Source organism: Micromonospora sp. NBC_01392, assembly GCF_045040125.1.
Lineage (GTDB): Bacteria > Actinomycetota > Actinomycetes > Mycobacteriales > Micromonosporaceae > Micromonospora.
The window spans coordinates 5,080,215-5,106,742 of record NZ_CP109549.1 but is presented as its reverse complement, the minus strand read 5'-3'; the positions used below and the strand labels follow the sequence as shown (position 1 = coordinate 5,106,742).

Genomic DNA, 26,528 nt, shown 5'->3' with positions numbered 1-26,528 from the left:
GCGATGGACATTCTCGCTCTGGACCTCGGCACCTCGTCGGTACGCGGGCTGGTGCTGGACGCGGACGCGGTACCGCGCCCGGGCGCGCTGGCCCGTCGCAAGGTGCGCCTGGCCACCGGCGACGACGGCGCCGGGACGCTGGACGGCGCCGGCTACCTGGCCTGCCTGGTGGAGTGCCTCGACGAGTTGGCCGCCGGCGGGCACCTGCGGGCGGTCGGGCTGGTGGCGACGTCCGCGCAGTGGCACTCGGTGCTGCCGCTGGCCGCCGACGGCACCCCGTCGGGTCCGGTGCTGACCTGGCTGGACACCCGGCCGACGCCGCCCGTCGGGGGCGCCGGCCCGGCCGACCCGGACGACTACCATCGGCGCACCGGCACCTGGTGGCACCGCTGCTACTGGTCGGTGCGACTGCCGTGGCTGCGGGCACGCGGGGGCGACGTGTCCCCGCGCTTCGTCGGCCTGGCCGAGTACGTCCTCGGCGCGCTGCTCGACGACGCGCCCATGTCGATGTCGCTGGCCTCCGGCACCGGCCTGCTCGACCTGCGCCGCCTGGACTGGGACGCGGAGGCGTGCGCGCTGGCCGGCGTACGCCCGGATCGGCTGCCGTCGCTGGCCCCGGCGGGCTGGCACGGCCGGTTGAACCCGGAGCACGCGCGGCGCTGGCCGCAACTGGCCGAGGCGCGGTGGGCGGCGCCGGTGGGCGACGGCGCGGCGTCCAACGTGGGCTCCGGCTGTGTCGACGAGTCCCGCGCCGCGGTCACCGTCGGCACGTCCGCCGCGGTCCGGGTGATCCAGGCCGTGCCGGCCGGCGCGGAGCTGCCGCCGCTGCCGGACCAGCTCTGGCGGTACCGGGTCGACCACGACCACGTGGTGACCGGGGCGGCGTACTCCAGCGGCGGGAACCTGTTCGCCTGGGCGAGCCGTGAGTTGCGGCTGCCGGAGGGCGACGAGTTGGAGGCCGCGCTGCGCCGTGCCGGCGACGCCCGGACGCTGCGTGTCAATCCCCGCTTCGGCGGCGACCGGCCGCCGGGCACGGCGCCGGCCGGGTCGGGCGAGTTGGGCGGGTTGAGCTTCGGCACCACCGCTGTCGAACTCCTCGCCGGCCTGATGGGTGGGCTGTGCCGGCTCGTCGCCGACGACCTCGCGCTGCTGGAGGCCGGTGTCGCCGACCCGATGGAGGTGGTGCTCGGCGGCGGGGCGCTGACCGCCTCGCCGTGGTGGCGGGCGGCCTTCGCCGAGGTGCTCGTCCCGCGTACGGTGCGGTGGCAGCGCAACCCGGAGATCGGGGCGACCGGCGCCGCGCTGGTGGCCCTGGGGCGGGTCGCGGAGGCGGCCCGCATCGGCGGCGTCGGCGATGTCGACCGGTCGTACGCCGACGAGCCGGGCACCACCCCGACGCGCTGACCGTCCTGCTCATGCCGTCCGGGCGGGCGTTGACACCGCCCGTCGGCCTGGTTGGATGGATCCCGCTCCCCGGCGTGGTGGAGTCGGACGAGGAGGCAAGTGTGGGCGCAGGTCCCGACCCGGTTCGCGGCGCGGCCCCACCGCCGCACCGGCGGCGCTCCGGGTTCCGGCTGCGGGACTGGCGGCTGAGCACCAAGCTCGCCACGGTGCTGGTGATCCCCTCGGTGGCGTTCCTGGTGCTGGCCGGCGTGCAGACCCGGGGGCTGGTGGGGCAGACCACGACGTTGAGCGACTTCGCCGAGCAGGTCGGCATCGGCCGGCAGATCACCGCCGTGGTCGACCGGCTCCAGCAGGAGCGGGACCGCTCCGCCGGTGAGCTGGCCGCGTTGCGCCGGTCCGGCACCGGCGCCGACCGGGACGCCGCGGTCGCCGCGCTGAGGCCGTTGCAGGAGGCCACCGACCGGGCGGTGGACGAGCTGCGCACCGCGGCCGAGCCGCTGGCCGACGCGGACGCCGCCTGGCGGGTCTCCTACTCGGAGGCGCTGGAGGCGTACGACCAGGTGGTGAACATCCGGGCCGCGGTGCCGCCCGCGGTGCTCTCCGGCGACACCGTGCTCGGCAACTACCACCGGGCCGTCGCGGCGCTGCTCAACCTGCTGGCTGAACCGTCGCCGGGGGAGGGGCGACGGGCGCTGACCGAGGCGGTGCTGCGGTACGTGCAGCTCGCCCGCGTCAAGGAGCTGTCCTCGCGGATCCGCGCCGAGCTGTACGCTGCCGCCCGCGCCGGCCGGTACGAGCCGGACGCCCAGGTGACGCTCAGCGACCTGCGGGCCCAGCAGCTCACCGCGTTGGGCGCGTTCCGGGTGGCGGCGACCGCCGACCAGATCCGCCGCTACGACCGGACGTCGGTCGATCCGGCCTTCGTCGCGGCCACCCGGTTGGAGGAGCAGACGCTGCCCACCGGCGAGGCGACGCCGGCGCTGCTGTCCGCGCCGCAGTGGTGGGCGGCCACCGAGCAGCGGCAGGAGCTGTTCCGCCAGTTGGAGAGCGAGATCGTCGACGACGCGGTGGGCCGGGCCGACGACGCGAGCGCCCGGCAGTTGCGCGAGACGCTGCTGGTGGCCGGCGGCATCGTCACGGTGCTCCTGGTCGCCGTGCTCATCTCCCTGCTGGTGGGCCGGTCGGTGGCCCGGGCCATGCGCCAGTTGCGCGGCCAGGCGTTGCGCATCGCGCAGGTGGAGCTGCCGATGACGCTGGAGCGGCTGCGGGTGGTGGACCGTCCGGTGAACCGCATCGACGTGCCGCCGGCGGTGATCGACTCCCAGGACGAGCTGGGCGAGCTGGCGGAGGCGTTCGTGGCGGTGCACCGCAGCGCGGTGGACGTCGCGGTCGAGCAGGCGATGATGCGCCGCAACGTGAACGCCATGTTCGTCAACCTGGCCCGGCGCAGTCAGGTGCTCGTCGAGCGGCAGTTGGAGCTGCTGGACGACCTGGAGCGTGAGGAGAGCGACCCGGACCAGTTGGAGAACCTGTTCAAGCTGGACCACCTCGCCGCCCGCATGCGCCGCAACGACGAGAGCCTGCTGGTGCTCGCCGGCTCCGAGTCGACCCGGCGGTGGAACCGCCCGGTGGGGCTCGGCGCGGTGCTGCTGGCGGCGAGCGCCGAGATCGAGCAGTACCAGCGGGTGCGCCACGAGAACCGTGCCGGCCTGCACGTGGTCGGGCACGCCGTGGGTGACCTGGTGCACCTGTTCGCGGAGCTGCTGGAGAACGCCACCGCGTTCTCCCGGCCGGACACCGCGGTGCGGGTCGTGGTCGGGCCGGACGGACCGGGCGCGTTGGTGGAGATCGTGGACCAGGGGCTCGGCATGAGCCAGGCCGCGCTGGCCGAGGCGAACGCGGTGCTGGCCGCGCCGCCGGCGGCCGACGTGTCCGCCTCCGAGCGGATGGGCCTGTTCGTGGTGAGCCACCTGGGCGCCCGGCACGGGGTGCGGGTGCAGTTGCGCGCCGGCCGGGAGGGCCTGGTGACCCGGGTCCGGATCCCGGGCCACCTGCTGGCCGAGGCGCCCGCGCCGGGGCTGGACCCGCCGGTGCCGGCGCGGATGCTGACCGGCCAGGCCGCCGCGGCGTCCCGCGCGCTCGGCGCGGCGACCGCCGAGCTGCCGGTGGCCGGTCGGCACCCGGTGTCGCCGCTGCTCCGGCCGCAGCCGGGTCCGTCGCCGCACTCGGGCCAGTCGCCGCAGTCGCCGCAGCCGGCGCTGCCGGTGTCGCCGTTGACCGGCCGGCCGCTCGGCGACGTGGCGGAGCCGGCACCCGCCGGCCCTCCGGCGCTCGCGCCCGCCGGCCCGCCCCGCGTGGCCCCGCGGCCCCGGCCGGTGCCCGGCCGGGCCGAGGACGTGCTGGCCCCGGCCGTTCCGGCGGCGGCCGGCGGCGGCTGGTTCACCCGCCAGGGACCGACGTCGTCGGTGCTCGGTGTGACGCCGGCGCCGGCCCGGACGCCGGTCACCGGGGGGACCAACGAGCACGGCCTGCCGGTACGCGTGCCGATGGCCCAGCTCGCCGCGGTCTCCTCGCCGGCCGGCCCGGACCGCGCGGCGGTACGGCACGACCCGGACCCGGAGGCGGTCGGCGGTATGCTGTCCCGCTTCTACGGCGGGGTGCGCCGGGCCGAGGCCGAGGAGACGACCGAGATGTACCTGCCGCGTGACGAAGGGGGACGACGACAGTGACGACGTTGAGCCAGGAGGCACGGGACCTGAGCTGGTTGGTGAACGCGTTCGTCGAGCGGGTTCCGGGTGTGGCGCACGCCGTGGTGGTGTCCTCCGACGGGCTGCTGGTGGCGCTCTCCGCGCACCTGCCGCGGGACCACGCGGACAAGCTCGCCGCGGTGACGTCGGGCCTGATGAGCATCACCGCGGGCGCGGCCCAGATGTTCGACGGCGACGTCGTCAAGCAGACCGTGGTCGAGATGGGCCGCGGCTACTTCCTGGTGATGCAGATCCGGGACGGTTCGATCCTGGCCACGCTGGCCGGCGGCGACGCCGACATCGGTGTGGTCGGCTACGAGATGGCGCGGCTGGCGAAGCAGGCCGGTGAGATGCTCACCCCGGCGCTGCGGGCCGAGCTGCAACAGGCGCTGCCGCGCTGAGCCGGGCCAGGCGTTCCCGCGCCGGCCGGGCCGCCCGGCCGGCGACGCCGCCGGCCGGGCCACGCCCGCCTAGAGTCCGTTGCGGCGGATCACGTCGCGGTACCAGTGGGCGCTGCGCTTGAACACCCGCCGCTGGGTCGGGTAGTCCACGTAGATCAGGCCCCAGCGCTCCTCGTACCCCTCGTTCCACTCGAAGTTGTCCATCAGCGACCAGACGTGGTAGCTCTCCAGCGGCACCCCGTCCCGGATGGCCCGGTGGGCGGCGGCGAAATGGTCGCGCAGGAAGGCGACCCGGCCGGCGTCGTCGACGGTGCCGTCCGGGCCGGGGGCGTCCGGGCAGGGCAGGCCGTTCTCGGTGATGGTGATCGGCACCCGGCCGTAGTCGCGGGTGACCCGGGTCAGCGTGTCGTACAGGCCCTCGGGGTAGATCTGCTGCCAGCCGGCCTCGGAGGTGGGCCACTTCTGGATCGTGTCGCCGCTGCCGGTGACGTAGATCGGGGTGTAGTACTGCACCGCGAGCAGGTCCACCGGGCTGGAGATGATCTTCAGGTCGCCGTCCCGGATGCCCCGGGCCAGCCGGCTGTCCGGCCCCAGGTCGGCCAACACGTCCCGCGGGTACTCGCCCTTGAAGACGGAGTCGAGGTAGAGGCGGTTCTCGTAGCCGTCGTAGAGCCGGGTGGCGGCGGCCGCCTCGGCGGTCTCGTCGGCCGGGTAGCAGGGGTGCAGGTTGAGCGCGGGGCCGATGCGCCCGGGCACGCCGGAGGCGCGCAGCGCCTGCACGGCGAGGCCGTGGGCGAGCTGGAGGTGGTGGGCGACCAGGTACGCCGCCGCCGGGTCCCGGTGGCCGGGGGCGTGGTGGCCGGTGAGGTAGCCGTTCTGCACCACGGTCTTCGGCTCGTTGATGGTCAGCCAGACCGGCACCCGCTCCCCGAGCGCGCGGAACACCGCGTCGGCGTAGTCGGCGAAGCGCTCGGCGGTGTCCCGGTTCTCCCAGCCGCCGGTGTCCTGGAGCGCCTGGGGGAGGTCCCAGTGGAACAGCGTGGCCATCGGCGCGATCCCGCGCTCGTGCAGGCCGTCCACGATCCGGCGGTAGAAGTCGAGGCCACGCTGGTTCGGGCGGCCGGAGCCGTCGGCCTGGATGCGCGGCCAGGAGATGGAGAACCGGTAGCTGCGCAGCCCCAGGTCGCGCATCAGGTCGAGGTCCTGGGCGTACCGGTGGTAGTGGTCGGCCGCGACGTCGCCGGTGTCGCCGTTGCGGGTGCGTCCCGGGGTGCGGCTGAAGGTGTCCCAGACGGACTCACCCCGCCCGTCCTCCTTGGCGGCCCCCTCGATCTGGTACGCGGAGGTCGCCGCGCCCCAGCCGAAGTTGGGCGGGAAGCGCAGCCCGCGGTCCGGCTCCGAGTCGGTGCGCCGCTCGGGTGGGCTGTCGCAGCCGCCGAGGGCGGTGGTGGCGGCGACCCCGGCCGCGGTGGCACCGGCGAGCCCGGTCCGGACCGCGCCGGCGGCGCTCGCGGACAGGGCGGCGCGGCGGAGCAGGCGCCGTCGGGTGAGTAACGACATGAGGCTTCTCCTCGAAGTGACGGGCCGCCCGGGGCCGGGAGCGCTCCCAGCATAGGCCGGAGGCGGCCGGCCTCGAATCCGGCGGTCGCGGCGCGGGCGGCGGCGCGGCCGGCGGGCGGCCGGAATGGGGTGGGCGGGTGTCGCTCGGGGGCTGGGGCGAGCGGCGAGAGTGGGGCAGATAGCGAGAAAGGCCGTCCGGGTGGCGTGTCACGCCTGTCCCGTCGGCCTCTTTTGCCGTCGACAACGGGGGTTTAGTGTGGGGACGGGGGAGGGCAACCCCCGTCCCCACTGAGATGCACACACGCACGATTGGGAATTGGCGTCCGTCGTGCGTGTCGCGCGGGAGCCGGGCCACGCGAGTGGCTCTGGTTCCACCTCCCTCCGTCTGGCGGGTGAGGGCCGGCGGCGGCGTCCGGGCTGGTTCGCCGCCGGCCACTGGGCCGGTAGCCGGGCACGGGTGTCCCCGGCGCTTCAGTAACTTACATGTCCGTCGATGGAAGCGCTCCCATCGGCGATGCTGCGACTGTAACGCCCGTCACGGCTTTGTGAAAGCCCCTAAACGAGATCGAAACATGGACGTGGGTATCTGCCCTGGACATTGTGGTGGGAGCGCTTCCATGGCACACTCTCGTCACGCGACGAGGAGCCAGATCTCGCGAGCGCGGGCCGCCGAGGGCACCCGGACATCCGGTGCGGCGCCCCGATTCCCGGCACGACCGGGACGACCACCTTTCCGGACGCCTCCGTCCCCCCGCGTACGCCCGTCGACGCGTGGAGGCGCCCCGCCGGGGCCCCGGCCCCGGCCCGGTCCGAGGAGACACCGCCCACATGAGACTCATGGCCAGACGTCGCCGCACGGCGATGCTCGCCGCCACCGCCCTCGCCATCGGCGGGGTGACCCTGCCCGCGAGCGCCGCCCAGGCCGCTCCCGCCTGCGACGTGACCTACGCGACCAGCGAGTGGAGCACCGGGTTCACCGCCACCGTCACCATCAAGAACCTGGGTGACGCGCTGAACAACTGGTCGCTGAAGTTCGCGTTCCCGAACAGCAGCCAGCGCGTGACGCAGGGCTGGTCGGCCAAGTGGAGCCAGAGCGGCAGCGACGTGACCGCGACCAACGAGTCGTGGAACGGCAGCCTGCCCACCGGCGCGTCCACCAGTATCGGCTTCAACGGTTCGTTCAGTGGCAGCAACCCGAAGCCGACCGCGTTCACGCTCAACGGGGTCGCCTGCAACGGCGCCTCCAGCAACCAGCCGCCGTCGGTCTCCCTCGGCGTGCCGGCAGGCCCGTTCACCGCGCCGGCGGACGTTCCGCTGACCGCCACCGCGAGCGACGCCGACGGCACCATCAGCAAGGTCGAGTTCTACCGCAACGGCCTGCTGGTCAACACCGACACCACCGCCCCGTACGGCTACGACCTGCTGAGCCTGCCGGCCGGCAGCTACACCGTGCAGGCCAAGGCGTACGACAACGCCGGCGGCACCGCGATCGCGGAGAAGTCGTTCACGGTCGGCGCGGCCACCGGGCCGAGGCTGGTCGCCACCCCGTCGGCGGTCAGCGTCGACGAGGGCGGCAGCGCCAGCGTCCGGTACACGCTCAGCGCGGCGCCCACCGCCAACGTCCCGGTGACGCTCGCGGTCACCGGGGACAGCGACGTCACCGTCTCGCCGGCCTCGCTGACGCTCACCCCGAGCAACTGGAGCACCGGCGTCACCGCCACCGTCTCCGCGGCGGAGGACGCCGACACGGTCAGCGGCACCGCCACCATCGCCGCGTCGGCGACCGGTGTCGCGGGGGTCTCGGTGGTCGCCACCGAGGTCGACAACGACTCCCCGGGTGGCGACAACGCCTACATCAAGAAGTTCCTCGACCAGTACGGCAAGATCAAGAACTCGGGTTACTTCAGCCCCGAGGGCGTGCCGTACCACTCGGTCGAGACGCTGATCGTGGAGGCGCCCGACCACGGGCACGAGACCACCTCCGAGGCGTTCAGCTTCTGGATCTGGCTGGAGGCGCAGTACGGCCGCGTCACCCAGAACTGGAGCCCGTTCAACAACTCGTGGACGGTGATGGAGAAGTACATCATTCCCAGCCACGCGGACCAGGCCACGGCCGGCTCGCCGGGCACCCCGCAGTACGCCGCCGAGCACAACCTGCCCAGCCAGTACCCGTCGGCGCTGGAGGCCAGCGTCCCGGTCGGCCAGGACCCGCTGCGCTCGGAGCTGCAGTCCACCTACGGCACCGGTGACATCTACGGCATGCACTGGCTGCTCGACGTCGACAACACCTACGGCTTCGGCCGGTGCGGCGACGGCACCACCCGGCCCGCGTACATCAACACGTTCCAGCGGGGCACCCAGGAGTCGGTGTGGGAGACCGTGCCGCAGCCGTCCTGCGACACGTTCAAGCACGGTGGCCAGTACGGCTACCTCGACCTGTTCGTCAAGGAGTCCAACGCCCCGGCCAAGCAGTGGAAGTACACCAACGCGCCGGACGCCGACGCGCGGGCCGTGCAGGCCGCGTACTGGGCCCTGACCTGGGCCAAGGCACAGGGCAAGGAGGCCGACGTGGCGGCCACCGTGGCCAAGGCCGCCAAGATGGGCGACTACCTGCGCTACGCGTTGTTCGACAAGTACTTCAAGAAGATCGGCAACTGCGTCGGGGCGTCCGCCTGCCCGGCCGGCAGCGGCCGTGACTCGGCGCACTACCTGCTCTCCTGGTACTACGCCTGGGGCGGCGCGTACGACGCCGGCCAGAACTGGTCGTGGCGGATCGGCTCCAGCCACAGCCACTTCGGCTACCAGAACCCGTTCGCGGCCTGGGCGATGACCAACGTGCCGGAGCTGAAGCCGAAGTCGCCGACCGCGGTCTCCGACTGGCAGAAGAGCATGGACCGGCAGCTGGAGTTCTACACCTGGCTCCAGTCGGCCGAGGGCGGCATCGCCGGCGGCGCCACCAACAGCTGGGACGGCAACTACGGCACCCCGCCGGCCGGCACCGCCACCTTCTACGGCATGTTCTACGACGTCGACCCGGTCTACAACGACCCGCCGTCGAACCAGTGGTTCGGCATGCAGGCCTGGTCGATGCAGCGCATCGCCGAGCTGTACCTGCAGACCGGCAACGCCAAGGCCAAGGCGCTGCTGGACAAGTGGGTCCCGTGGGCGATCGCCAACACCACCACGGGCACCAACTGGTCCATCCCGTCGGACATGAAGTGGACCGGTCAGCCGGCCAACTGGAACCCGAGCAGCCCGCAGCCGAACACCAACCTGCACGTCGAGGTGACGGTCAAGGGTCAGGACGTCGGCGTCGCCGCCGCCTACGCCCGCACGCTCATCGCGTACGCGGCCAAGTCCGGCAACACCGCGGCGAAGAACACCGCCAAGGGCCTGCTGGACGCGCTCTCGGCGGCCGCCGACAGCAAGGGCGTCTCGATGCCGGAGAAGCGCGGCGACTACAAGCGCTTCGACGACGTCTACAACGCCACCGACGGTCAGGGTCTCTACGTCCCGCCGGGCTGGACCGGGAAGATGCCGAACGGTGACGCGATCGCCGCCGGCAAGAGCTTCCTGGACATCCGGTCCTTCTACAAGAACGACCCGGACTGGCCGAAGGTACAGGCGTACCTGAACGGTGGCGCCGAGCCGGTCTTCAACTACCACCGGTTCTGGGCGCAGGCGGACGTCGCCATGGCGTACGCCGACTACGGGGCCTACTTCCCGCAGGGATGAGATGACGACTCCTCCGTGGGCGGGTGAGGCCCCGCCCACGGAGGAGGCCGACCCGGCCGATGGGGGAACGGAGCGGCCGGGTCGGCGGACGGCCTGACGCCCACGGTCAGGCCGGGTGGGCCGGCCGTCCGGCCGACGCAGCGGACGGACCGGCCCACCACTCCGCCCGGGGCGACCCATGGCGCGAAAAGGCACCGAAAAATCAGCGCTCCACGGGATCACATCCGTGGCGCGGACGGAGTAACGTATTTGGCGGAGAGGCCGCTCCCCCCGTGGCGGCCTCTCCACTATTTTTTTGCCCGGCCTCCACCGCGCGCCGCACCGGCCCGACCGCTAAGTTGTCCGGGTGCGGGAGACGGCGAGGGGTTGGACGGCGGTCTGGTTGGTCGTACTGGCCTTGGTCCAGACGGCCGCGTTTCTGGTGGTGTGGCGGTTCGCCGTGCACACCGAGCTGGGGCAGTGGCTCGACACGGTCGCCCTGACCGGCAACCAGATCGGCCAGGACCGGGTCGACGGGCCGGTGGACACCATCCTCAACGCCATGTCGGTGGTGTCGTTGCTGGCCGCGACCGCGGTGATCGGCTTCATCGCGCTGATCCGGGGCCGCAAGGCGCTCGCCGTCACCGCCACGCTGCTGATCGCCGGCGCGAACGTCAGCACCCAGGTGCTCAAGTACGTCCTCACCCGACCCGAGTTCGGCGTCGACCCGGAGCGGGCCGCCGCCGGCAACAGTCTGCCCAGCGGGCACACCACGATCGCGGCCTCGGTGGCGGTCGCGCTGATCCTGGTGCTGCCCCGGCAGTTGCGGGTCGCGGGGGCGTTCCTCGGCGCCGGCTACGCCGCCGCCGCCGGGGTGGCCACGCTCTCCGCCGGCTGGCACCGACCCAGCGACGCGGTGGCCGCGTACCTGCTGGTCGGCGCCTGGGCCGCGGTGGCCGGGCTGGTGCTGCTGGTCTTCCAGCGGGAGCGGGCCGTGGTGGAGCCCGGCGACGCGCACCGGCTGGCCGCCGCCGTGCTCGGGGTCGGCGGCGCGGTGGCGCTGCTGGCCTCCGCGTTGGCGTTGTCCTGGCTGGTGGACCGGTCCACCGTCGCCGTCGAGGAGCTCGGCCGCCGTCCGCTGTTCATCGGGTACGCGGGCAGCGCGGCCGGCATCGTCGGCACGATCGCCGTGGTGGCCGCGCTGGTGCTCGCCCTGGTGCACCGGTTGGTGCCCCGCTGGAAGGGCTGAGGCGGCCCGATGGAGCCGGTACGGGCCGCGTTCCGCGACGAGTGCGAGCGGCTGGAACGGGTCCTGCACGGGCTCGACGAGGCGGCGCTGGACCGGCCCACCCCGTGCCCGCCGTGGCAGGTCCGGGACCTGCTGGCCCACGTGAGCACCGGCGCCGGCCGGCTGGCCGGGATGCTTGCCGAGCCCGCGCCGCCCCGGGCCGAGGTGACCGCCGCCGGGTACTTCGACGCGGCCAAGTTCGCGCCCGCGGTCGACCGGGACCGCATCGACGGGGCCCGGGCGGCGGCCCGGGAGCTGCCCGGCGCGGCCGACGTGGCACGGGAGTTCGGGCGGGCCTGGCGGGCCACGGACGCGGCGGTGGCCGCCGAGCCGCCCGACCGGGTGGTCCGCACCCGGCACGGTGACGCGATGGCGGTGACCGAGTTCCTGCGTACCCGCGTGGTGGAGCTCGCGGTGCACGGGCTCGACCTGGCCGACGCGCTGGACCGGCCGCCCTGGACGGCCCCGACCGCGGCGGCCGTGACGGTCGACGTGCTCACCGCCGGGCGGCCGGTGCCGGAGCGGCTCGGCGGGGACGCGCTCACGGTGCTGCGCAAGGCCACCGGCCGGCTGCCGCTGACCGACGCGGAGCGGGCGGCGCTGGCGGCGGCCGGCATCCGCCGACTCGCCTTCGGCGGCTGAGCCGGGTCACCCGATCGCCGACGCCGGTCGGCCGGTTCCGTCGGCGGCCTGGCGGCCGGTTCCCGTCGGCGGCCGGGCCAGCCGGTCGCGGCCGGGCCGGGTCAGCCGGTCGCGGCCGGGCCCGGTCAGCCGGTCGCGGGCGCCGGCCCGGCGGTTCCGTCGGCACCCGACCGGTCGGCCGCGCCGCGCCGCAGGTGCTCCAGCACGATCGGGTCGATCCGGCCCGGCACGAAGCGCTCCTCCAGGTTCTCCAGGCCGGACCAGGCGGCGAGCGCGTCGTCCAGGCCGGCCGGGCCGACCGGGTGCCCGGCGGCGGCGAGCAACTCCGCCACCTCGACGGCGAGCGGCCCGGTGAGGTCGCGCAAGGTGGCCGGGTCGGGCCGGCCGAAGATCATGGTGTGCAGGCCGAGCAGGCGGCGCAGCTCGGCGACCGGGTCCGGATGGTCGTCCACCCGCAGGTCCACCAGTTCGTCGCCGGTGCCGGCGTACCCGCCGTGGCGCCGCACCACCAGCAACGCGGCGCTCTGCCGGCCGCGCCGGTCGCCGCCGGCCCGGTCACCGGCGGTCAACGCGGCGAGCAGCCGCTGCGGGAACGGCAGATCGACGCCGGTGAGCCAGGCGTCGCGCAGCGCGTCGATCACCTGCGGGCCGCTCAGGATGTTGCCCTGCGCGGCCCAGCCGTCGCCGGCCTGACCACCCGCCCAGGGGTGACAGCGCGGCCCGGTCCAGGTCGCTCCGGCCCCGGCGGCGCCGACCACGGCGAGCTGCCGGTCGTCACGCCCCGGGTCGGCGGCGACCAGGCCGGCCACCGTGTCGGCGGCGGTGACGCCGGTGCGCAGCAGCGCGAGGGCCTGCGCCCGGTAGGCGAGGTTGGCGTGCGCCTGGGTGGCGACCGCCCCGACCCGTGCCTCGGCGGCCGGCACCAGCGCCCCGGCGGCGAGGAACCGGCTGGCCACGGCCACGCCGTGCAGGTGCCCGTCGGCGGAGCGGGCGACGAGCGAGAACGTCACGCGCGGATCGTAGCCCGGCGGCGGGCGCGGCGTCGGCACACCGGCGGGAGGCGGCGGACGCGGCCGGCACGACGACGCGGGCGGTCGGAAAGCGGTGCGGGCGGGGTCGGAAAGCGGGGCGGGCGCGGTCAGAACGGCGGCGCGGCCGCCTCCGGCGGGCGGCCCCAGGCGCGCCGGACGTCGGCCACCGCCACCGCCGCCAGCACCACGACCGCGTACCCGGCCGCCACCAGCAGCGGGACGCGCACCAGCAACGGCACGGGCAGCAGCAGCGCGACGATCGCCACCAGCCGGGACGGGGAGACGCGGCCGAACACCTCGTACTCGAAGCGGGCCCGGCCGGCCAGGAACAGGGCCGGCCCGCCCAGCACCACGGCGAGCCACGCCAGCTCGTTGTGCCCGCTGGGGTGCTCGACGGCCAGCTCGTAGCCGATCGCGGTGGCCACCACGCCGATCACCATGACCATGTGGGTGTCGGCGGCGGAGCGGCCGATGGTGGCCGGATGCTCGGCGCCGGTCACCGCCTCGCCGAGGATCTGCCCGGCCCGCTGCACGTAGATCCGCCACAGCAGCACGGACGTCGCCAGGGCGGCGGAGAACGCGACGATGCTCTGCCAGCCGCCCGGCGAGCGGGTGAACGTCAGGCCGCTGACGAGGATCGTCTCGCCGATCGCCACCAGGTAGAACTGCTGGTACCGCTCGGCGAGGTGCTTGCCGTGGATGTCCCAGCGGGAGATCGTCGAGCGGCCCAGGCCCGGCACCGGCCAGCCGAACCGGTTGCCGAGATACTCCACCACCAGCGCGGCGCTCCAGAGCACCACCCGGGGGTTGGTGGGCAGCACCGCGCCGGCGAGCCAGAGCACCCCGGACACGACGTACGTGATCAGCATCCGCAGCTTCAGCCGGCGGTACTGGATCCGGCGCAGCACCAGCAGGAGGATCGCCGAACGGCCGACGTTCGCCACCACGTAGGCGACGGCGAACGCCAGGCCGCTCCCGGTGAACGCGCGGGGGATCGCCACCCCCATCACCATCGCCGACACCAGGGCGGTGATCACGATGACCTGCAACCACAGGTGGTACGGGTCGTAGCGGCTGGTGGTCCACGCGGTGCCCTGCCAGAGCATCCAGAGCGCGATCAGCAGCAGCAACGTCTTCCCGCCGCCGGTCACCGCCGACCAGGTGGTCTTGCCGCCCTCCAGGGCCAGGTCCTCGAAGGCGCGCGCGGAGATCCGGGTCAGCGCGAACACGTAGACCAGGTCGAAGAACAGCTCCAGGAACGTGGCCCGGTCGCCGTCGCCGTCGTCCGAGCGCAGCGTGGCGGGCTCGTCGACCCTCACCGTCGTGCCCTGCCCTCGATCGCGTCCACCCGGCAGTCGTAACACCCCCACCGGCCTCGGCGGCGCGGATCGGTCGGATCGCCCCCGATCTTGCTCCGGCGGTGCCGGGCGGGCACGATCGACGGGTGACGAACCGATGGGGCATGACCGTGCCGCTGGGCGGTATCCCGCTCGCCGACCACGCCGAGGTCTACGCGACGCTGGACCGGGCCGGGTTCACCGACGTCTGGTCGTCGGAGGTGGCCGGGACCGACGCGTTCACCCCGCTCGCGCTCGCCGCCGCCTGGGCGCCCCGGCTGCGCCTCGGCACCGCGATCACCCCGGTCTTCACCCGGGGCCCGGCGCTGCTGGCGATGAGCGCCGCCGCGCTGGCCGAGGCCGCGCCGGGCCGCTTCGCGCTGGGCGTCGGCGCGTCCTCGCCGGTGCTGGTACGGGACTGGAACGCGGTGCCGTTCGACGAGCCGTACCGGCGGACCCGGGACGTGCTGCGCTTCCTGCGGGCGGCGCTGCGCGGCGAGACCGTCGACGGCGCGTACGACACGTTCACGGTCCGACGCTTCACCCTGGAACGCCCGCCGGCCGTGCCACCGCCGGTGCTGCTGGCCGCGCTGCGCCCCGGCATGCTGCGGCTCGCCGCCGCCGAGGCCGACGGGGTGATCCTGAACTGGCTCGCCGCCGACGACGTGCCGACCGCGCTCGCCGAGCTGGGGGAGCGCCGCCCCGGCTTCGAGGTCGCCGCCCGGATCTTCGTCTGCCCCACCGAGGACGCCGCGTACGCCCGCGCGTTGGGCCGTCGCCTGATCACCGGCTATCTCACCGTGCCCGCGTACGCCGCCTTCCACCGCTGGCTGGGTCGGCAGGAGACGCTCGGCGAGATGTGGCGGGCCTGGGCGGCGGGGGACCGGCGCGGGGCCGCCGCCGCGGTGCCCGACGACGTGGTCGACGCGCTGATCCTGCACGGCTCGCCCGAGCGGTGCGTGGCCGCCGCCCGCCGGTACGCCACGCACGGCGTCGACGTGCCGGTGCTGGCGTTGCTGCCCACCCCGGAGACGACCGAGGGCGGCGCGACGGCCTGGGCTGATTTGTTGCCCCGGCTCGGGGCCGGCGCCGAGGACGGGAGCTGAGATGAACCTGACCGACCGGGTGGTGGTGATCACCGGCGGGGCCGGTGGCATCGGCGCGGCGCTGGGCCGCCGCTTCGCTGCCGAGGGCGCCGCCGCCGTGGTGCTCGCCGACCTGGCCGCCGACGCGGCCCGCGCGGCGGCCGAGGCGATCGGCCCGGTGGCCACCGGCGTCGGGCTGGACGTCACCGACGAGGCGGCGGTCCGCGCGTTCGTCGACGAGACGGAACGCCGCCACGGCCGGATCGACCTGTTCTGCGCCAACGCCGGGGTCGCCACCGGCGGCGGCCTCGACGCGCCCGACGCCGACTGGGACCGGGCCTGGCGGGTCAACGTGCTCGGCCACCTGCACAGCGCCCGGGCGGTGCTGCCGGGGATGCTGCGCCGGGGCCAGGGCCACCTGCTGCTCACCTGCTCGGCCGCCGGCCTGCTGACCGCCGTCGGGGACGCGCCCTACACCGCCACCAAGCACGCGGCGGTCGGCCTCGCCGACTGGCTGGCCATCACCTACCGGGACGCCGGCATCCGGGTCAGCGCGCTCTGCCCGCAGGGCGTGGACACCCCGATGCTCGCCGACGGGCTCGCCGAAGGCCACCTCGGCGCCCGGGTGATCGCCGCGTCCGGCGCGATCCTCACCCCCGACCAGGTCGCCGACGCGGTCGTCGCCGGGCTGGCCGAGGAACGGTTCCTCATCCTGCCCCACCCGGAGGTCGCCGACTACGCCCGCCGCCGCGCCGAGGACCCGGACGGCTGGCAGGCCGGCCTGCGCAAACTCGTCCGCAAGCTGCGCGCCGCCGACTCCTGACCGGCCCGCGCCGCGCCCGCGTCCGCGCGCCACCGTGCCGCGGTCGGCAACCAGCGTGCGTGCGGGCGTCAGCGCCGCCAGCGCAGCGGACCCGGGTGGACCCGCCACCACAGCCGCCGCCAGCGTGGCCGGGCGTCGCGCAGCGCCTCCCCGTACGCGGTGACGAGCGTCGCCGCCCGGTCCGCCTGCTGCCCGGTGGTGCTGCCCGGGGCGAAGGCCACCTGGTTGACCAACCCGGCCAGCTCGCCGACGTCGCCACCGGACGCCCTGTCGTCGGAAGCCCTGTCGTCGGCCGGCGACGCACCGGTCGCCGCGCGGGCCTCGGCCAGCGCCCTCCGGGCCCGCTCGGCGACCTCCGCCGCCGCCAGGTCCGACCCGGCCGGGCGGCCGGCCAGCCGCAGCGCGTCGGTCAGCTCCCGCCAGGCGCCGGCGACCCGCTCGCCGGGAGCACCCCGGTCCAGCCGGGACCGGCTCAACCGGCGGCGCGTCGCCGCCAGGGCCGCCAACACCGCGCCGACCACCAGCACCAGGCCGCCGACGCCGCCGCCCACCAGCACCGGCGTACCCGGGCCGCCGCGGGCCCGGTCCGGCGCGGACGCCGCGGCCGGGGGAGAGGCCGAGGGCTGCTCGGTCGGCGCCGGCACCTCCGACGGCGGCGGCTCCTCCGGCTGCGGCCGGAAGTCCTCCTCCACCGGGCGGGGCGCGGAGTCCGGGCGCGGCAACGGATCGAACGACACCCAGCCGACGCCGTCGAACAGCACCTCCGGCCAGGCGTACGCGTCGGCGGCCCGCACCGGCCCGTCCGCGTTCGGCGCGAACCCCACCACCACCCGGGTGGGCAGCCCGGCGAGCCGGCCGAGCACCGCGAACGCGGCGGCGAACTGCTCCGAGGTGCCCCGCTGCCCGCCGCCGTTACGCGGCCCGAACAGGAAGAACGTCAGATTCGGGTACGCGTGCCCGCTGGGTGCGTCCGCGGTCAACCGGTAGTGCTCGGCGAGGAACGTGGCGATCGCGTCGGCCCGCGCGTACGGGGCGCCGTTTGCCTCGGCGAGCTGGGCGGCCAGCCGGCGCAACTGCTCCGGCGCCCCGTCCGGCACCCGCAGCACCCGCGCCACCGCGTCGCCGGCCGGCACGTTCGCGGTGCTCACCAGGTTCACATCCGGGCGCTCCCGCACCGAGGACACCTCGTACCGCAGCCCCGGCACGAGCCCCTCCGGGCGGATCAGCGTCCCGCTCGCCGGGTCGTACGCCACCCGCGCGCCGCCCACCTCGCGCGGCGTCGGCACCGCCGGCAGCAGCCGCCCGGTCAGGTCGCCCACCGTGATCTCCTGGCGCACCGCCTCGGTGGTGGCCCCCGGCGCGGGCTCGACCGCCGGCAGGATCCGCCCCGCGTTGCGGTACGTGGCCCCGACCCGCCAGGTCACCCCGTCGTAGTCGCTGAGCACCGCCAACCGGATCCGGGGCGGACCACCCTCGGCCGGCCCGACGACCGTGCGCACGTCGAGCAGCCGCTGGTCCGGGTTCAACGCCCACCCCGAGATCCGGATCAGCGGGTTCTCGTCCAACGACTCCACCTGCGGCGGCTCCACGTACCGGCGCGGGTCGACCGGACGCGCGTCGACCTGACCGGCGACCACCGGCGCGAGCAGCGCGGCCAGCGCCACCACCAGGACCAGGCCGGCCGCGCTCGCCGCGGCCAGCCGCAGCCGCACCGCCGCGCGTACCGCCGGGGCGAGCCCGGCGACCGGGTCGGCGTCCGTCGCCGGGTCGGGCCGGCGTCCCGGCGCGGCCAGGCCGACCGCCGCGACGGCCGCGAACAGCACCGTCGGGCCGACCGCCGGTTCCGCGTTCGGCCCGACCACGTAGAGCGCGCCGGCGTAGAGCAACGCCGGCGGCAGGTATCCGGCCAGCACCCGGCCGGCCCGCACCGCCACCTCGGCGGCGGTCAGCCCGGCCAGCCAGGCGGCCACCACCGGGACCAGCACGGTGTCCGGCGTCGGCTGCACCGGGATCATCGCGGTCAGCAGCCGGGGGATCGCGTTGCGGGCGGCGTCGGCGGCCACCTCGCCCAGCCCGCCGGGCAGCGCCGCGTGGCTCGCCGCCAGCCGCAGCGACAGCAGCGTCCAGCCGGCCAGCGCGGCCACCGACAACGGCGCCACCAGCCACGACGCCAACCGTCGGGCGGCCACGCTGACCGCCACCGAACCGACCGCCGCGCCGACCATCAGCCGGGTCAGCAGCGGATCCGCGTACACCCGGCCGAGCACCACACCGGCGAGCGCGACCAGCACCACCAGCGCCACCGGCACCGGCGCCGCCCGCAGCGCCCGGACCGCCCACTCCCGGGCCGGCGTCCCGGTCACCACCGGCGGATCCCGTCCCACTCGGCGGCGAACGCCGCGCCGTCGGCCGCGTCCAGCACCACCAGGCCCGCCGCGCCGGCCGCCGTCGGCGCCGCCGCGCCGAACATCCCCACCACCACCGACGGGTACGCGCCGCGCAGCGCGCCCACGTGCCCCAGCTCGTCGGCGGCCCCCGGCCCGGTGAGGAAGACCAGCGTGTCGCCGAGCCGGTCCTGGCGCAGCCGGCCCGTCGCCGCCGACAGCACCTCCGGCCCGCCACCGGCCAGCTCGGTCGCGGCGAGGCGGTCCAGCGGCCCGGCCACCCCGGCGGGCTCGGCGTCGGCCGGCGCGACCAGCAGCAGGTGCACCGGGAGGGACTCCCGCGCCGCCGCGGCCACCACCGACGCCGCCGCCTCGCACGCCGACTCGAACGACTCCGCCACCCCGGCGACCCGCCCCGGATGCGCGGCCACCCGGTTGTCCAGCACCACCACGAGGCGCGGCAGGCTGGTGTCCACGTTCTCGCGCACCATCAGCTCACCCACCCGGGCGCTGGTCCGCCAGTGCACCCGGCGCAGCTCGTCACCGACCACGTACTCACGCAGCGAGTCGAACGTGATCGACCCGTGCGGCACGCTGTCGGTGCGCCCGTCCAGGCTGCGTCCGGCGCCGGTGGGCACCGCGGACATCGGGTGGATGCGCGGGTGCACCCACACTCCGACCGTGCCGCCGTAGCCACGGGCCAGCGCCACCAGCCCGAGCGGGTCCCGGCGCACCACCCGCAGCGGACCGACCGGCACCACCCCCCGGCGGTGCGTCGGCACCGGGTAGCGCACCACCGTGTCCCGCCCCGGGCGCAACCGCAGCACCGGCACCGGCACCAGCGCGCCGGCGCAGCGGTCCTCGGCGACCAGGTTCGCCGCCCGCAGGCGGCCGGTGTTGCGCACGGTCAGCTCCATCGCCGCCGGCTCGCCCCGGGCCACCCGGTCCGGGTCGGCCCGCCGCGCCACCGTCAACCGGGGCCGCCAGGCGGCGGTCACCCCGGCGTAGCCGACCGCGACGCCGGCCGCCGCGCCGAGCACGGTCAGCTCCGGGTACGCGTACCGGAAGCCGACGCCGAGCAGCACCAGGGCGGCGACGAGCAACCCGATCCCCCGGGCGGTGATGCCCACGCTCAGCCGTGCACCGGGGCGGGCTGGCCCGACGGCAACGGCACCGGCACCGAGGCGACCGCCTGGCGCAGCACCTCGGCCGGCGTGACGCCCCGCACCTGCGCGTCCGGGGTGAGCAGCAGCCGGTGCGCGAAGACCGGCCCGACAAGCGCCTTCAGGTCCTCCGGCATGATCCAGCCCCGACCGTCGATCAGCGCGTACGCGCACGCCGCCCGCGTCAACGCGATCACCCCGCGCGGACTCACCCCGACCCGCACCTGCGGATGGGTACGGGTCGCCGCGGCCAGCCGCACCGCGTACGCGTACAGCGGCTCGGCGATGTGCACCCGCCGGGCCATCTGCACCATCTCGCCGACCGTGGCGGTGTCGGTGACCGCGCTCAGCGAGTCGGGGGAGCGGACCGTGGCCCCGCGCAGCACCTCCACCTCGACCGCCTCGTCGGGATAGCCGACGGAGAGCTTCACCAGGAACCGGTCGAGCTGCGCCTCCGGCAGCCGGTAGGTGCCGTCCATCTCGACCGGGTTCTGCGTGGCCACCACCAGGAACGGCTGCGGCACCGGGTGGCGTACGCCGTCCACCGTGACGGTGCGTTCCTCCATCACCTCCAGCAGCGCCGACTGGGTCTTCGGCGACGCCCGGTTGATCTCGTCGGCGATCACGATGTTCGCGAACACCGGCCCCGGGTGGAACTCGAAGCCGCGGCTGGCCTGGTTGAAGATGGTCACCCCGGACACGTCCGAGGGGAGCAGGTCCGGGGTGAACTGGATCCGCCGCCACTCGCCCTGCACGGTGGCCGCGACCGCCCGGGCGAGCGTGGTCTTGCCGACCCCGGGCACGTCCTCGAGCAGCACGTGCCCCTGCGCGAACAGCGCGGTCAGCGCCAGCCGGACCACCTGCGGCTTGCCCAGCACGACCGCGTTGACGTTGTCGGCCAGCCGGGCGGCCAGGGCGGCGAAGCCCTGCACCTCCGGCTGGCTGAGCGGTTCGTGCGTGTTCACGGGGCGCCTTTCGAGGAAGAGATCGTGGTCAGCAGGCGGGCAGCAGGTTGAGGTTGTCGCCGCCCTCCAGGTTGAGCCAGGCCCACGGGATGTAGGTCCGGCCCTTGTAGTCGACCTGGATCCACCAGGTGCTCTGCTTGTTCTTGTTGTAGATCCAGGCGTCCACGTTCTCGCCCTTCGCCTTGCAGTAGGTCCGCAGCCGGTGGCCGTCCGGCACCCAACCCGCCTGGCGGTCGTCGTCCTGCCGGGTGACCTCGAAGATCTCGTTGCCGTTGCGGCCCGAGACGTCCTTGTCGCAGTACGTCCGCTGGTCGCCGTCCGGCCCGTTCTTGCAGGTGGCGACGCCGTAGAGCGGGTCGGTGGTCTGGGCGCGGGTGGCCGTGCCCTTGCCGGCCGCGTTGCTCGCGGTCAGCGCCACCGAGTACGCCGTGCCCGGCGTCAACCCGGTCACCCGCAGGCTCGCACAGCTCCCGGTGGCCGTCTTGCCGCCGGTCGCGGCCGTGCAGGTGGCCTTTCCGCCGCCGGCGTCCACGGTGAACGTCACCGTCACCGACGTGGCGTCCGCCGACGAGCCGGTCACCGTGATCCGGGGCGCGGCCACGGTGCGCGCCGTGGTGCTGGCCTCCGCGCCGGGGCCGGCCTCGTTGACGGCCTTCACCGTCACCGTGACGTTCTGGCCGTTGCCGAGCCCGCCCACGGTGGCCCGCACGTCGGTCACCTCGACCGTCTTCCCGCCGGCCTCCACCACGTACCTCGTCACCGGGCGACCGTTCTCCACCGCCGGCGACCACTGCACCGCGACCGTGCCGGGCTGGTCGGCCACCGTGGACGCGCGCAGCTCGGTCGGCGCCCTCGGCGCGGTGAACGGCACCACCGTGTTGCTCACCGGCGACGCCTTCGACCCGGCGCCCTTGTCGCTGACCGCGGTCACCGTGAACGCGTACTGCGTGCCGTACTCCAACTGCCCGGCCGGCACCACCAGCTCCGGCTTCGGCGACTCGCCGGCCGGGGCGCTCGCGCCGGCCGAGGTCGCGGTCACCGCGTACCGGGCGACCTTGTTGCCCTGGCCGTTGGCCTCGGGCCAGCTCACCCGGACCGTGCCGTCCGGGCGCGCCTCGGCGGTCACCGCCGTCGGCGGGTCCGGCACCTCGGCGGTCGGCACGACCGGGTTGCTGCGGCGCGCCGGACCGTCGCCCTTGGCGTTCACCGCGTGCACCGCGAACGTGTACGTCTCGCCGTTGGTCAGGCCGGTGATCTCCAACGCGCGCTGGTTCGCGCCCACCTGGTGGGTCTGGCCGGCGCCCTCCACCTCGTACCTGATGATCTCGGCGCCGTTGGACGCGGCGGCCTGCCAGCTCACCCGCGCCGACGCGTCGCCGGCGGCGGCGGTGACCGCCTTCGGTGCGCCCGGCCGGCTCACCTTCGGCTTCTTCGGCGGGGGCGGCGGCGGGGGCGCCGGCGGCGGGTCACCGCCGAGCACGTCGTTGGCGTACTTGTCCACCTCGCGCACCCTGTTGTGGTCGTCGACCACCTGCGCGGTCGACGAGTCCGGCGGGTTGATGAACAGGTGGTTCTCGCGGACCTCCAGCTCCACCGGGCCCGGCCGGCCGGCGCCCTTGATCGCCTCCACCAGCTGCCCGCCGGCGTCGAACGAGTAGACCGTGCCGGTGCCCTCGTCGGCGACGTAGAACCGACCCGCCCAGGCGACCGCCGGGCTGAGCCGGGCGCCCTCGCCGGGCACTGTGAACCGCTTCACCTCGGCCCCGTCGCGCACCACGTGCACCGACCGGTCACCGGGGACCGTGACCGGCACCTGCGGCCCGCTGGTCCGCGTCGGCAGGCTGCCCGGCGCGGTCATGGTCAGGCCGGCCCGCCGCGTCCGGCCGCCGCTGACCGTCACCAGCGACGCGGAGGTGCGGTCCAGCACCGCCACCCCCTCGTCCAGCGTGGACACCACCAGCTCGTGCGCCGGCTCCGCCACCTCGTACGTCTCGACCCGTTTCGGGCTGAGCCCGCCGGCCGGCGCGTCACCCGGCGTGGCCGGCAGGTCGGCGGCGGTGACCGCCGAGACGGTGCCCTCGCTCGGCACCGCGATCCACAGCTTGCCCGCGCCGTCGAACGTCCCGCCGGTGATGCCCGGCGGGTACCGGACCGGCTCGCCCACCGGCGTCAACGCCCGCGGGTCGAGCTGCCGGACGATGCCCTGCACCGCGTCCACCACGAACGCCTCGTCGTCGTGCAGCGCGACGCTCACCCCGAGCCCCGGCGCGGTCGGCGTGGTGGCGGTGATCTGCAAGGTGGCCAGATCCAGCGAGCTGACCTGGCCGGTGTTCAGGTCCCGCAGGATCAGCAGCCGGTCGGTCTGGGCGACCTGCGTCTGGTGCCGCCGCCCGCCGGGCACCTCCATCCGGGTGTCCACCCGGGCGGTGATGCCGTTCACCCGGGCCAACTCGCTGCGCGTGGTGCTCCACAGCCAGGACGACGAGTCGAAGTTGGCCACCGCGTTGTCGGCGGCGCCCAGCCCGAGCACCGTCAACCCCATCGCCGCCAGCAGCGCGGCCACGGTGCCGATGGTCACCAGCCCGCCGCGCATCCGCTTCCGGGGGCGGGCCGTCTCCGGCCCGGCGGTGCTCGTGACGTCCTCGATGGTGGTCACAGCCGGCTGCCTTCCCGTCGGTGGAGGAGGGTGCCGCGCCCGGCCGACCCTCCCCAGAGCCGGAGCCATCATAGGGGCCGGCCGGGGCAGGTGAAACCCGCACCGTCCTCCTGTGGACACCGAGCGTGTCCCCGGTGGCCGGTCAGTTCGGCGTGGCGCCGGTGCCCTCCCGGTCCGTGCACACCTGACCCGACGTGGCGTACGAGTCGGTCGAGTAGACCGCCAGCACCGTGAAGCAGTAGTCCAGCCGGGCGCTCAACCCGTTCACGGTGTACCGGGTCTGCCCGGCGTCCACGGTGGCCATCACGCCGAGCTTCTGCCCGGCCCGACCGCCGGCCACCACGAACGGCACCCCGCCGTCCGTCGGGTCGGTCCAGGTCACCGTGATCGTGGTGGTGTCGTCCCGCAGCCGCAGGTCACCCGGGGGCGGGCCGGTCACCTTCGGCTTGACCGCGCCGGGCGCGGGAGCGGGCGGCGCCGCGTCCCGGTTCAGCCACACCGCGCCCCCGGCGACCACCGCCACCAGCGCGAGCACCGCGCCGCCGACCACCAGGGCCGGCACCGTCCGGTTCCGGCCGCGCGACTCGGGCTCCACCGCCACCGGGTACGCGGCCGGCTGGTGGAACGCCGGCGGCACCGCCGGCCAGGAACCCTGTTCCGGGTACGCCGCCGGGTCCGGCCGCTCCGCCTCCGGGAAGTCCGGCAGCCCGTCGTTGACCGGCAGCGGCCACCCCCGGTCCGGCGCATCGCCGTCGACGTCCCGGTCGTGCCGGTCCGTGCTCCGGTGCTCCGCGACGGCACCGCGCTGCTCCTCGACGACGTTCGGTCCCGCCTCGGGGGCGTCGACGGTGTCCGGCGCCGGTTCGGGGTCGGGCCCGGCAACCGGCTGGGACGGTGCCACGCTGCTCCAGGGCGGCGCGGTCATCCCCCACGGGGGCGCCGGCGTGCCGCTCACGGGTGCGGCGCTGACGGGCATGCCGCTGATGGGCGTGCCGCTCACGGGTAGGCCGCTCACGGGCGTGGCGCTCACGGGCGTGGCGCTCACGGGTATGCCGCTGACCGGATATTCCGGCGGTCCGCTCACCGGGTGGCCGGGCGGTCCGCTCACGGGTCGGGTCGGTGACCCGCCGCCGGTGTGCACGAACGCCTCACTGCCCGGCGGGACCGGCGAGTACCCCGGTGCCACCGCTCCGGCGGCCGGACGTGCCGGCGCGGCCGGACCGCTCTCCGGGAGTGCACGGGGCGCGGGTGGGCGCGTTGGTGGGCCGCTCACCGGGGCCGTCTCCGGCCGATGTGCGCTCGGCGAACCCGCAACCGACGGCGGTCCGTCCGACGGCGGTCCGTCCGGCAGGTGTCCGCCCGGCGCCCCGCTCGTCGGTTGCGAGCTCGCCGGGAGGTGGGTGCTCGCCGGCGCCCCGTCGACGGAACGCGGGGCGGCCGGCTGCGCGCTCGTCGGGACGGTGTCGGCCGAGGGCATGGCGGCGGCCCGCCGCTCCGCCTCCTCGCGCAGCAACGGGCCGATCTGCCGCACCTGAACGGTCGGCTTGTCCCAGCCCGGGCCGGGCGTCAGTGGCCCGGATCCGGGTCCGTCCGCCGCCGCCCCGGCCGGCTCGTCGGGCCGGTGTGCCGGCGCGGTGGTCGACGACGACGTGGCGGGTGTCCCCGCCGACGTGGTGCCGAGGGCCGGCGAACCGGGCCCGGGCTCCGGGACCCGTGGCGTCGGCGGTACGGGTGTGCCGGCCTCGCGTTCCTGCCCGGTGACGCGTGCCAGGGTGGACGGAGACGTCGGTGTCGCATCAGCCCCCGTTGCCGGCGCCGGCGGCGGGACGGCGGCATCCGGAAGCGCCCCGGTGCTCGCCCAGGGGGAGCGCGGCGACGGCCGGCGAGGCGGGGGGACGACCGGCGGCGGTGGTAGCGCGACGGCGCCGGTGGTCGACGCCGCCGGATCGAGAGGCGGAAGCGGGGCGACCGGTGCCCGGGGCGGTACCGGCGTCACGCCGGGAGCGGGCGGTACCGGCGTCACCCGATGGCTCGCCGGGATCGGTGGAGTCCCGTGGCCCGCGGGGATCGGTGGAGTCCCGTGGCCCGATGGGACCGGCGATACGCCGTGGGGCGGCGGGATCGGTGGCGCTCCACGGGGCGTCGGGACCGGCGGTGCGCCGTGGGTCGTCGGGATCGGTGGAGACCCGTGGGTCGTCGGGATCGGCGGTGCCCCGTGCGCCGCGGGGATCGGTGGCACCCCGTTGGGCGTCGGGATCGGCGGCGGCGCTCCGTGGCTCGGTGGGGCCGGCGGGCCGTCGGCGTCGGACGGAGAGGGCACGGTCTCCGGGCCGGCTTCCGGCGGAGCCGGCGTGGCCGAGAGGCCCGGTCGGGGTGGCGGGGGCGCCCAGGGGCTCGCCGGCCGGTCAGCCCCGGTGCGCGGGAGCGGGGACGGGACCACCGGCGGCGGCAGCGGGGCCGGCCCCGGGGCGGACCGGGGTGACGGGGGCGGGGGTGGAACAGGGTGCGCTCCGGCGCCGGACGAGGCCCCGGGCGCCCGGAACCCCGGGGCTGGTTGTGGCGCCCATTCGGCGCCGGGCACGGGCGTGACACCAGGCGGTGCGGGGACGGTGGAGGGCGGCGCGGTCGCCCGGGACGGCTGCGTCGGCGCGACCGCCGGCAGCGACACGGTGGGCCCGGCCAACGCCGGATCGGGGTGCCCGCCGGCAGCGGCGGCGGAGCCGCCGGGGAGTGGACCGGAACCGGCGGGAGCGGCGGCGGAGCCGCCGAGGTAGTGGCGCGCCGTGCGTACCGCGGGGTGGTCCGGACCGAGCACGGCGGGCCCGGCGGTGGCCACGCGGCCGTAGTTGCGGCGGGCCTCGTGCCGGTTGCCCAGCTCCTCCGCGACCCCCGCGAGGTCGAAGCTGAGCGCGAGCATCAGCGGGTCGGCGTCGCCGCGACGGCGCTCACCGGCGGCGTACGCCTCTTCGAGGACGCGACGGGCGGCGGCCGGGTCGTCGGCCTCCCGGTGCAGTCGGGCCAGCAGATGGCCGGTGGCCAGCACGTCCTGGTGGTCCTCGCCGTACGCCGGTCGGGCCGCGGCGATCGCGTCGTCGAGCAGGCGACGGGCGCCGGTCAGGTCTCCCGCGGCGCGGAGCGCGAGGGCCTGGTGCTGCGCGGCGGTCAGCGGGGAGGGGTGGGACACGTGAGCAATGCTGCCCGGAATCGCCGGTTGCGCGCTACCCGCCCGACCGTGGGCGGCGTTGACCTGCGAAGACGTGCGGCGCCGGAGGTGATGTGCATGATCGTTTCGACCCGTGTACAGTAATGCCCCGTGCGGCCCTCGGGG

Annotated in this window: 17 protein-coding genes and 1 pseudogene; 9 read left to right on the top strand and 9 right to left on the bottom strand. The window is 75.6% G+C overall.

All coding sequences use genetic code 11. The features are described 5' to 3' along the window. Nucleotides 1-3 precede the first annotated feature (3 nt). The 3 genes from OG767_RS21790 to OG767_RS21780 all read left to right on the top strand — a co-directional run bounded on the left by OG767_RS21790 (nucleotide 4) and on the right by OG767_RS21780 (nucleotide 4,552). Nucleotides 4-1,404: an FGGY family carbohydrate kinase gene (locus tag OG767_RS21790; RefSeq protein ID WP_405090269.1), complete on the top strand. Its 1,401-nt coding sequence runs from the start codon at nucleotides 4-6 to the stop codon at nucleotides 1,402-1,404. A gap of 101 nt (nucleotides 1,405-1,505) precedes the next feature. Beyond that, complete coding sequence (locus tag OG767_RS21785) at nucleotides 1,506-4,133, top strand: nitrate- and nitrite sensing domain-containing protein (protein WP_405090268.1); 2,628 nt, start codon at nucleotides 1,506-1,508, stop codon at nucleotides 4,131-4,133. 5 nt (nucleotides 4,134-4,138) lie between these two features. Next, complete coding sequence (locus tag OG767_RS21780) at nucleotides 4,139-4,552, top strand: roadblock/LC7 domain-containing protein (protein WP_405090267.1); 414 nt, start codon at nucleotides 4,139-4,141, stop codon at nucleotides 4,550-4,552. 69 nt (nucleotides 4,553-4,621) lie between these two features. Here OG767_RS21780 and OG767_RS21775 read toward each other — a convergent pair whose 3' ends face one another. Then, nucleotides 4,622-6,112, bottom strand: coding sequence for a GH1 family beta-glucosidase (locus OG767_RS21775; RefSeq protein WP_405090266.1), 1,491 nt, complete (start codon nucleotides 6,110-6,112; stop codon nucleotides 4,622-4,624). Nucleotides 6,113-6,949: 837 nt separating this feature from the next. Between OG767_RS21775 and OG767_RS21770 the strand changes: the two genes are divergently transcribed. The 3 genes from OG767_RS21770 (at nucleotide 6,950) to OG767_RS21760 (ending at nucleotide 11,756) form a co-directional block, all read left to right on the top strand. Then, complete coding sequence (locus tag OG767_RS21770; RefSeq protein ID WP_405094275.1) at nucleotides 6,950-9,847, top strand: glycoside hydrolase family 48 protein; 2,898 nt, start codon at nucleotides 6,950-6,952, stop codon at nucleotides 9,845-9,847. Nucleotides 9,848-10,193: 346 nt separating this feature from the next. After that, nucleotides 10,194-11,075 carry a phosphatase PAP2 family protein gene (locus OG767_RS21765; RefSeq protein ID WP_281938848.1) on the top strand — a complete coding sequence of 294 codons (882 nt, stop codon included), beginning with the start codon at nucleotides 10,194-10,196 and terminating at the stop codon, nucleotides 11,073-11,075. Between the two features lie 9 nt (nucleotides 11,076-11,084). Next, nucleotides 11,085-11,756: a maleylpyruvate isomerase N-terminal domain-containing protein gene (locus OG767_RS21760; RefSeq protein ID WP_405090265.1), complete on the top strand. Its 672-nt coding sequence runs from the start codon at nucleotides 11,085-11,087 to the stop codon at nucleotides 11,754-11,756. Between the two features lie 125 nt (nucleotides 11,757-11,881). Here the strand turns inward: OG767_RS21760 and OG767_RS21755 are convergent, their stop codons facing one another. Beyond that, on the bottom strand, nucleotides 11,882-12,766 hold the full coding sequence (locus tag OG767_RS21755) for a DUF1028 domain-containing protein (protein WP_405090264.1): 885 nt from the start codon (nucleotides 12,764-12,766) through the stop codon (nucleotides 11,882-11,884). A gap of 128 nt (nucleotides 12,767-12,894) precedes the next feature. After that, a complete protein-coding gene (locus OG767_RS21750; RefSeq protein ID WP_405090263.1) occupies nucleotides 12,895-14,106 on the bottom strand; it encodes a low temperature requirement protein A in 1,212 nt (403 codons plus the stop codon). A gap of 143 nt (nucleotides 14,107-14,249) precedes the next feature. Here OG767_RS21750 and OG767_RS21745 point away from each other — a divergent pair, with 143 nt between their 5' ends. Both OG767_RS21745 and OG767_RS21740 read left to right on the top strand, forming a co-directional pair. Continuing rightward, nucleotides 14,250-15,230, top strand: coding sequence for an LLM class F420-dependent oxidoreductase (locus OG767_RS21745; RefSeq protein ID WP_405094274.1), 981 nt, complete (start codon nucleotides 14,250-14,252; stop codon nucleotides 15,228-15,230). A 1-nt stretch (nucleotide 15,231) separates the two neighbouring features. Beyond that, nucleotides 15,232-16,032, top strand: coding sequence for an SDR family oxidoreductase (locus OG767_RS21740; protein WP_405090262.1), 801 nt, complete (start codon nucleotides 15,232-15,234; stop codon nucleotides 16,030-16,032). Between the two features lie 68 nt (nucleotides 16,033-16,100). Here OG767_RS21740 and OG767_RS21735 read toward each other — a convergent pair whose 3' ends face one another. From OG767_RS21735 to OG767_RS21715, 5 genes are all read right to left on the bottom strand, one after another. Further along, nucleotides 16,101-18,398, bottom strand: a complete 2,298-nt coding sequence (locus OG767_RS21735; protein ID WP_405090261.1) for a DUF3488 and transglutaminase-like domain-containing protein — start codon at nucleotides 18,396-18,398, stop codon at nucleotides 16,101-16,103. Next, entirely contained in the window at nucleotides 18,392-19,546 is a 1,155-nt protein-coding gene (locus tag OG767_RS21730; RefSeq protein ID WP_405090260.1) for a DUF58 domain-containing protein, read from the bottom strand. The genes OG767_RS21735 and OG767_RS21730 overlap by 7 nt, the downstream gene beginning before the upstream one ends. A 2-nt stretch (nucleotides 19,547-19,548) precedes the next feature. Beyond that, nucleotides 19,549-20,544, bottom strand: coding sequence for an AAA family ATPase (locus OG767_RS21725; protein WP_405090259.1), 996 nt, complete (start codon nucleotides 20,542-20,544; stop codon nucleotides 19,549-19,551). Between the two features lie 28 nt (nucleotides 20,545-20,572). Continuing rightward, complete coding sequence (locus tag OG767_RS21720; RefSeq protein WP_405090258.1) at nucleotides 20,573-23,200, bottom strand: fibronectin type III domain-containing protein; 2,628 nt, start codon at nucleotides 23,198-23,200, stop codon at nucleotides 20,573-20,575. 142 nt (nucleotides 23,201-23,342) lie between these two features. Then, a complete protein-coding gene (locus tag OG767_RS21715) occupies nucleotides 23,343-24,200 on the bottom strand; it encodes a hypothetical protein (RefSeq protein WP_405094273.1) in 858 nt (285 codons plus the stop codon). A gap of 400 nt (nucleotides 24,201-24,600) precedes the next feature. Here OG767_RS21715 and OG767_RS21710 point away from each other — a divergent pair, with 400 nt between their 5' ends. Then, on the top strand, nucleotides 24,601-24,735 hold the full coding sequence (locus OG767_RS21710) for a hypothetical protein (protein WP_405094367.1): 135 nt from the start codon (nucleotides 24,601-24,603) through the stop codon (nucleotides 24,733-24,735). A 1,475-nt stretch (nucleotides 24,736-26,210) separates the two neighbouring features. Here the strand turns inward: OG767_RS21710 and OG767_RS21705 are convergent. Then, nucleotides 26,211-26,384 (bottom strand): annotated as a pseudogene (locus tag OG767_RS21705) (hypothetical protein); the annotation flags it as partial. Nucleotides 26,385-26,528 lie beyond the last annotated feature (144 nt).

Excerpts from the sequence above, each read along its gene's own strand:
- OG767_RS21790 (WP_405090269.1), top strand. The coding sequence starts at position 4 with ATGGACATTCTCGCTCTGGACCTCGGCACCTCGTCGGTACGCGGGCTG.
- OG767_RS21775 (WP_405090266.1), bottom strand. The coding sequence starts at position 6,112 with ATGTCGTTACTCACCCGACGGCGCCTGCTCCGCCGCGCCGCCCTGTCC.
- OG767_RS21770 (WP_405094275.1), top strand. The coding sequence starts at position 6,950 with ATGGCCAGACGTCGCCGCACGGCGATGCTCGCCGCCACCGCCCTCGCC.
- OG767_RS21760 (WP_405090265.1), top strand. The coding sequence starts at position 11,085 with ATGGAGCCGGTACGGGCCGCGTTCCGCGACGAGTGCGAGCGGCTGGAA.
- OG767_RS21745 (WP_405094274.1), top strand. The coding sequence starts at position 14,250 with ATGACCGTGCCGCTGGGCGGTATCCCGCTCGCCGACCACGCCGAGGTC.
- OG767_RS21740 (WP_405090262.1), top strand. The coding sequence starts at position 15,232 with ATGAACCTGACCGACCGGGTGGTGGTGATCACCGGCGGGGCCGGTGGC.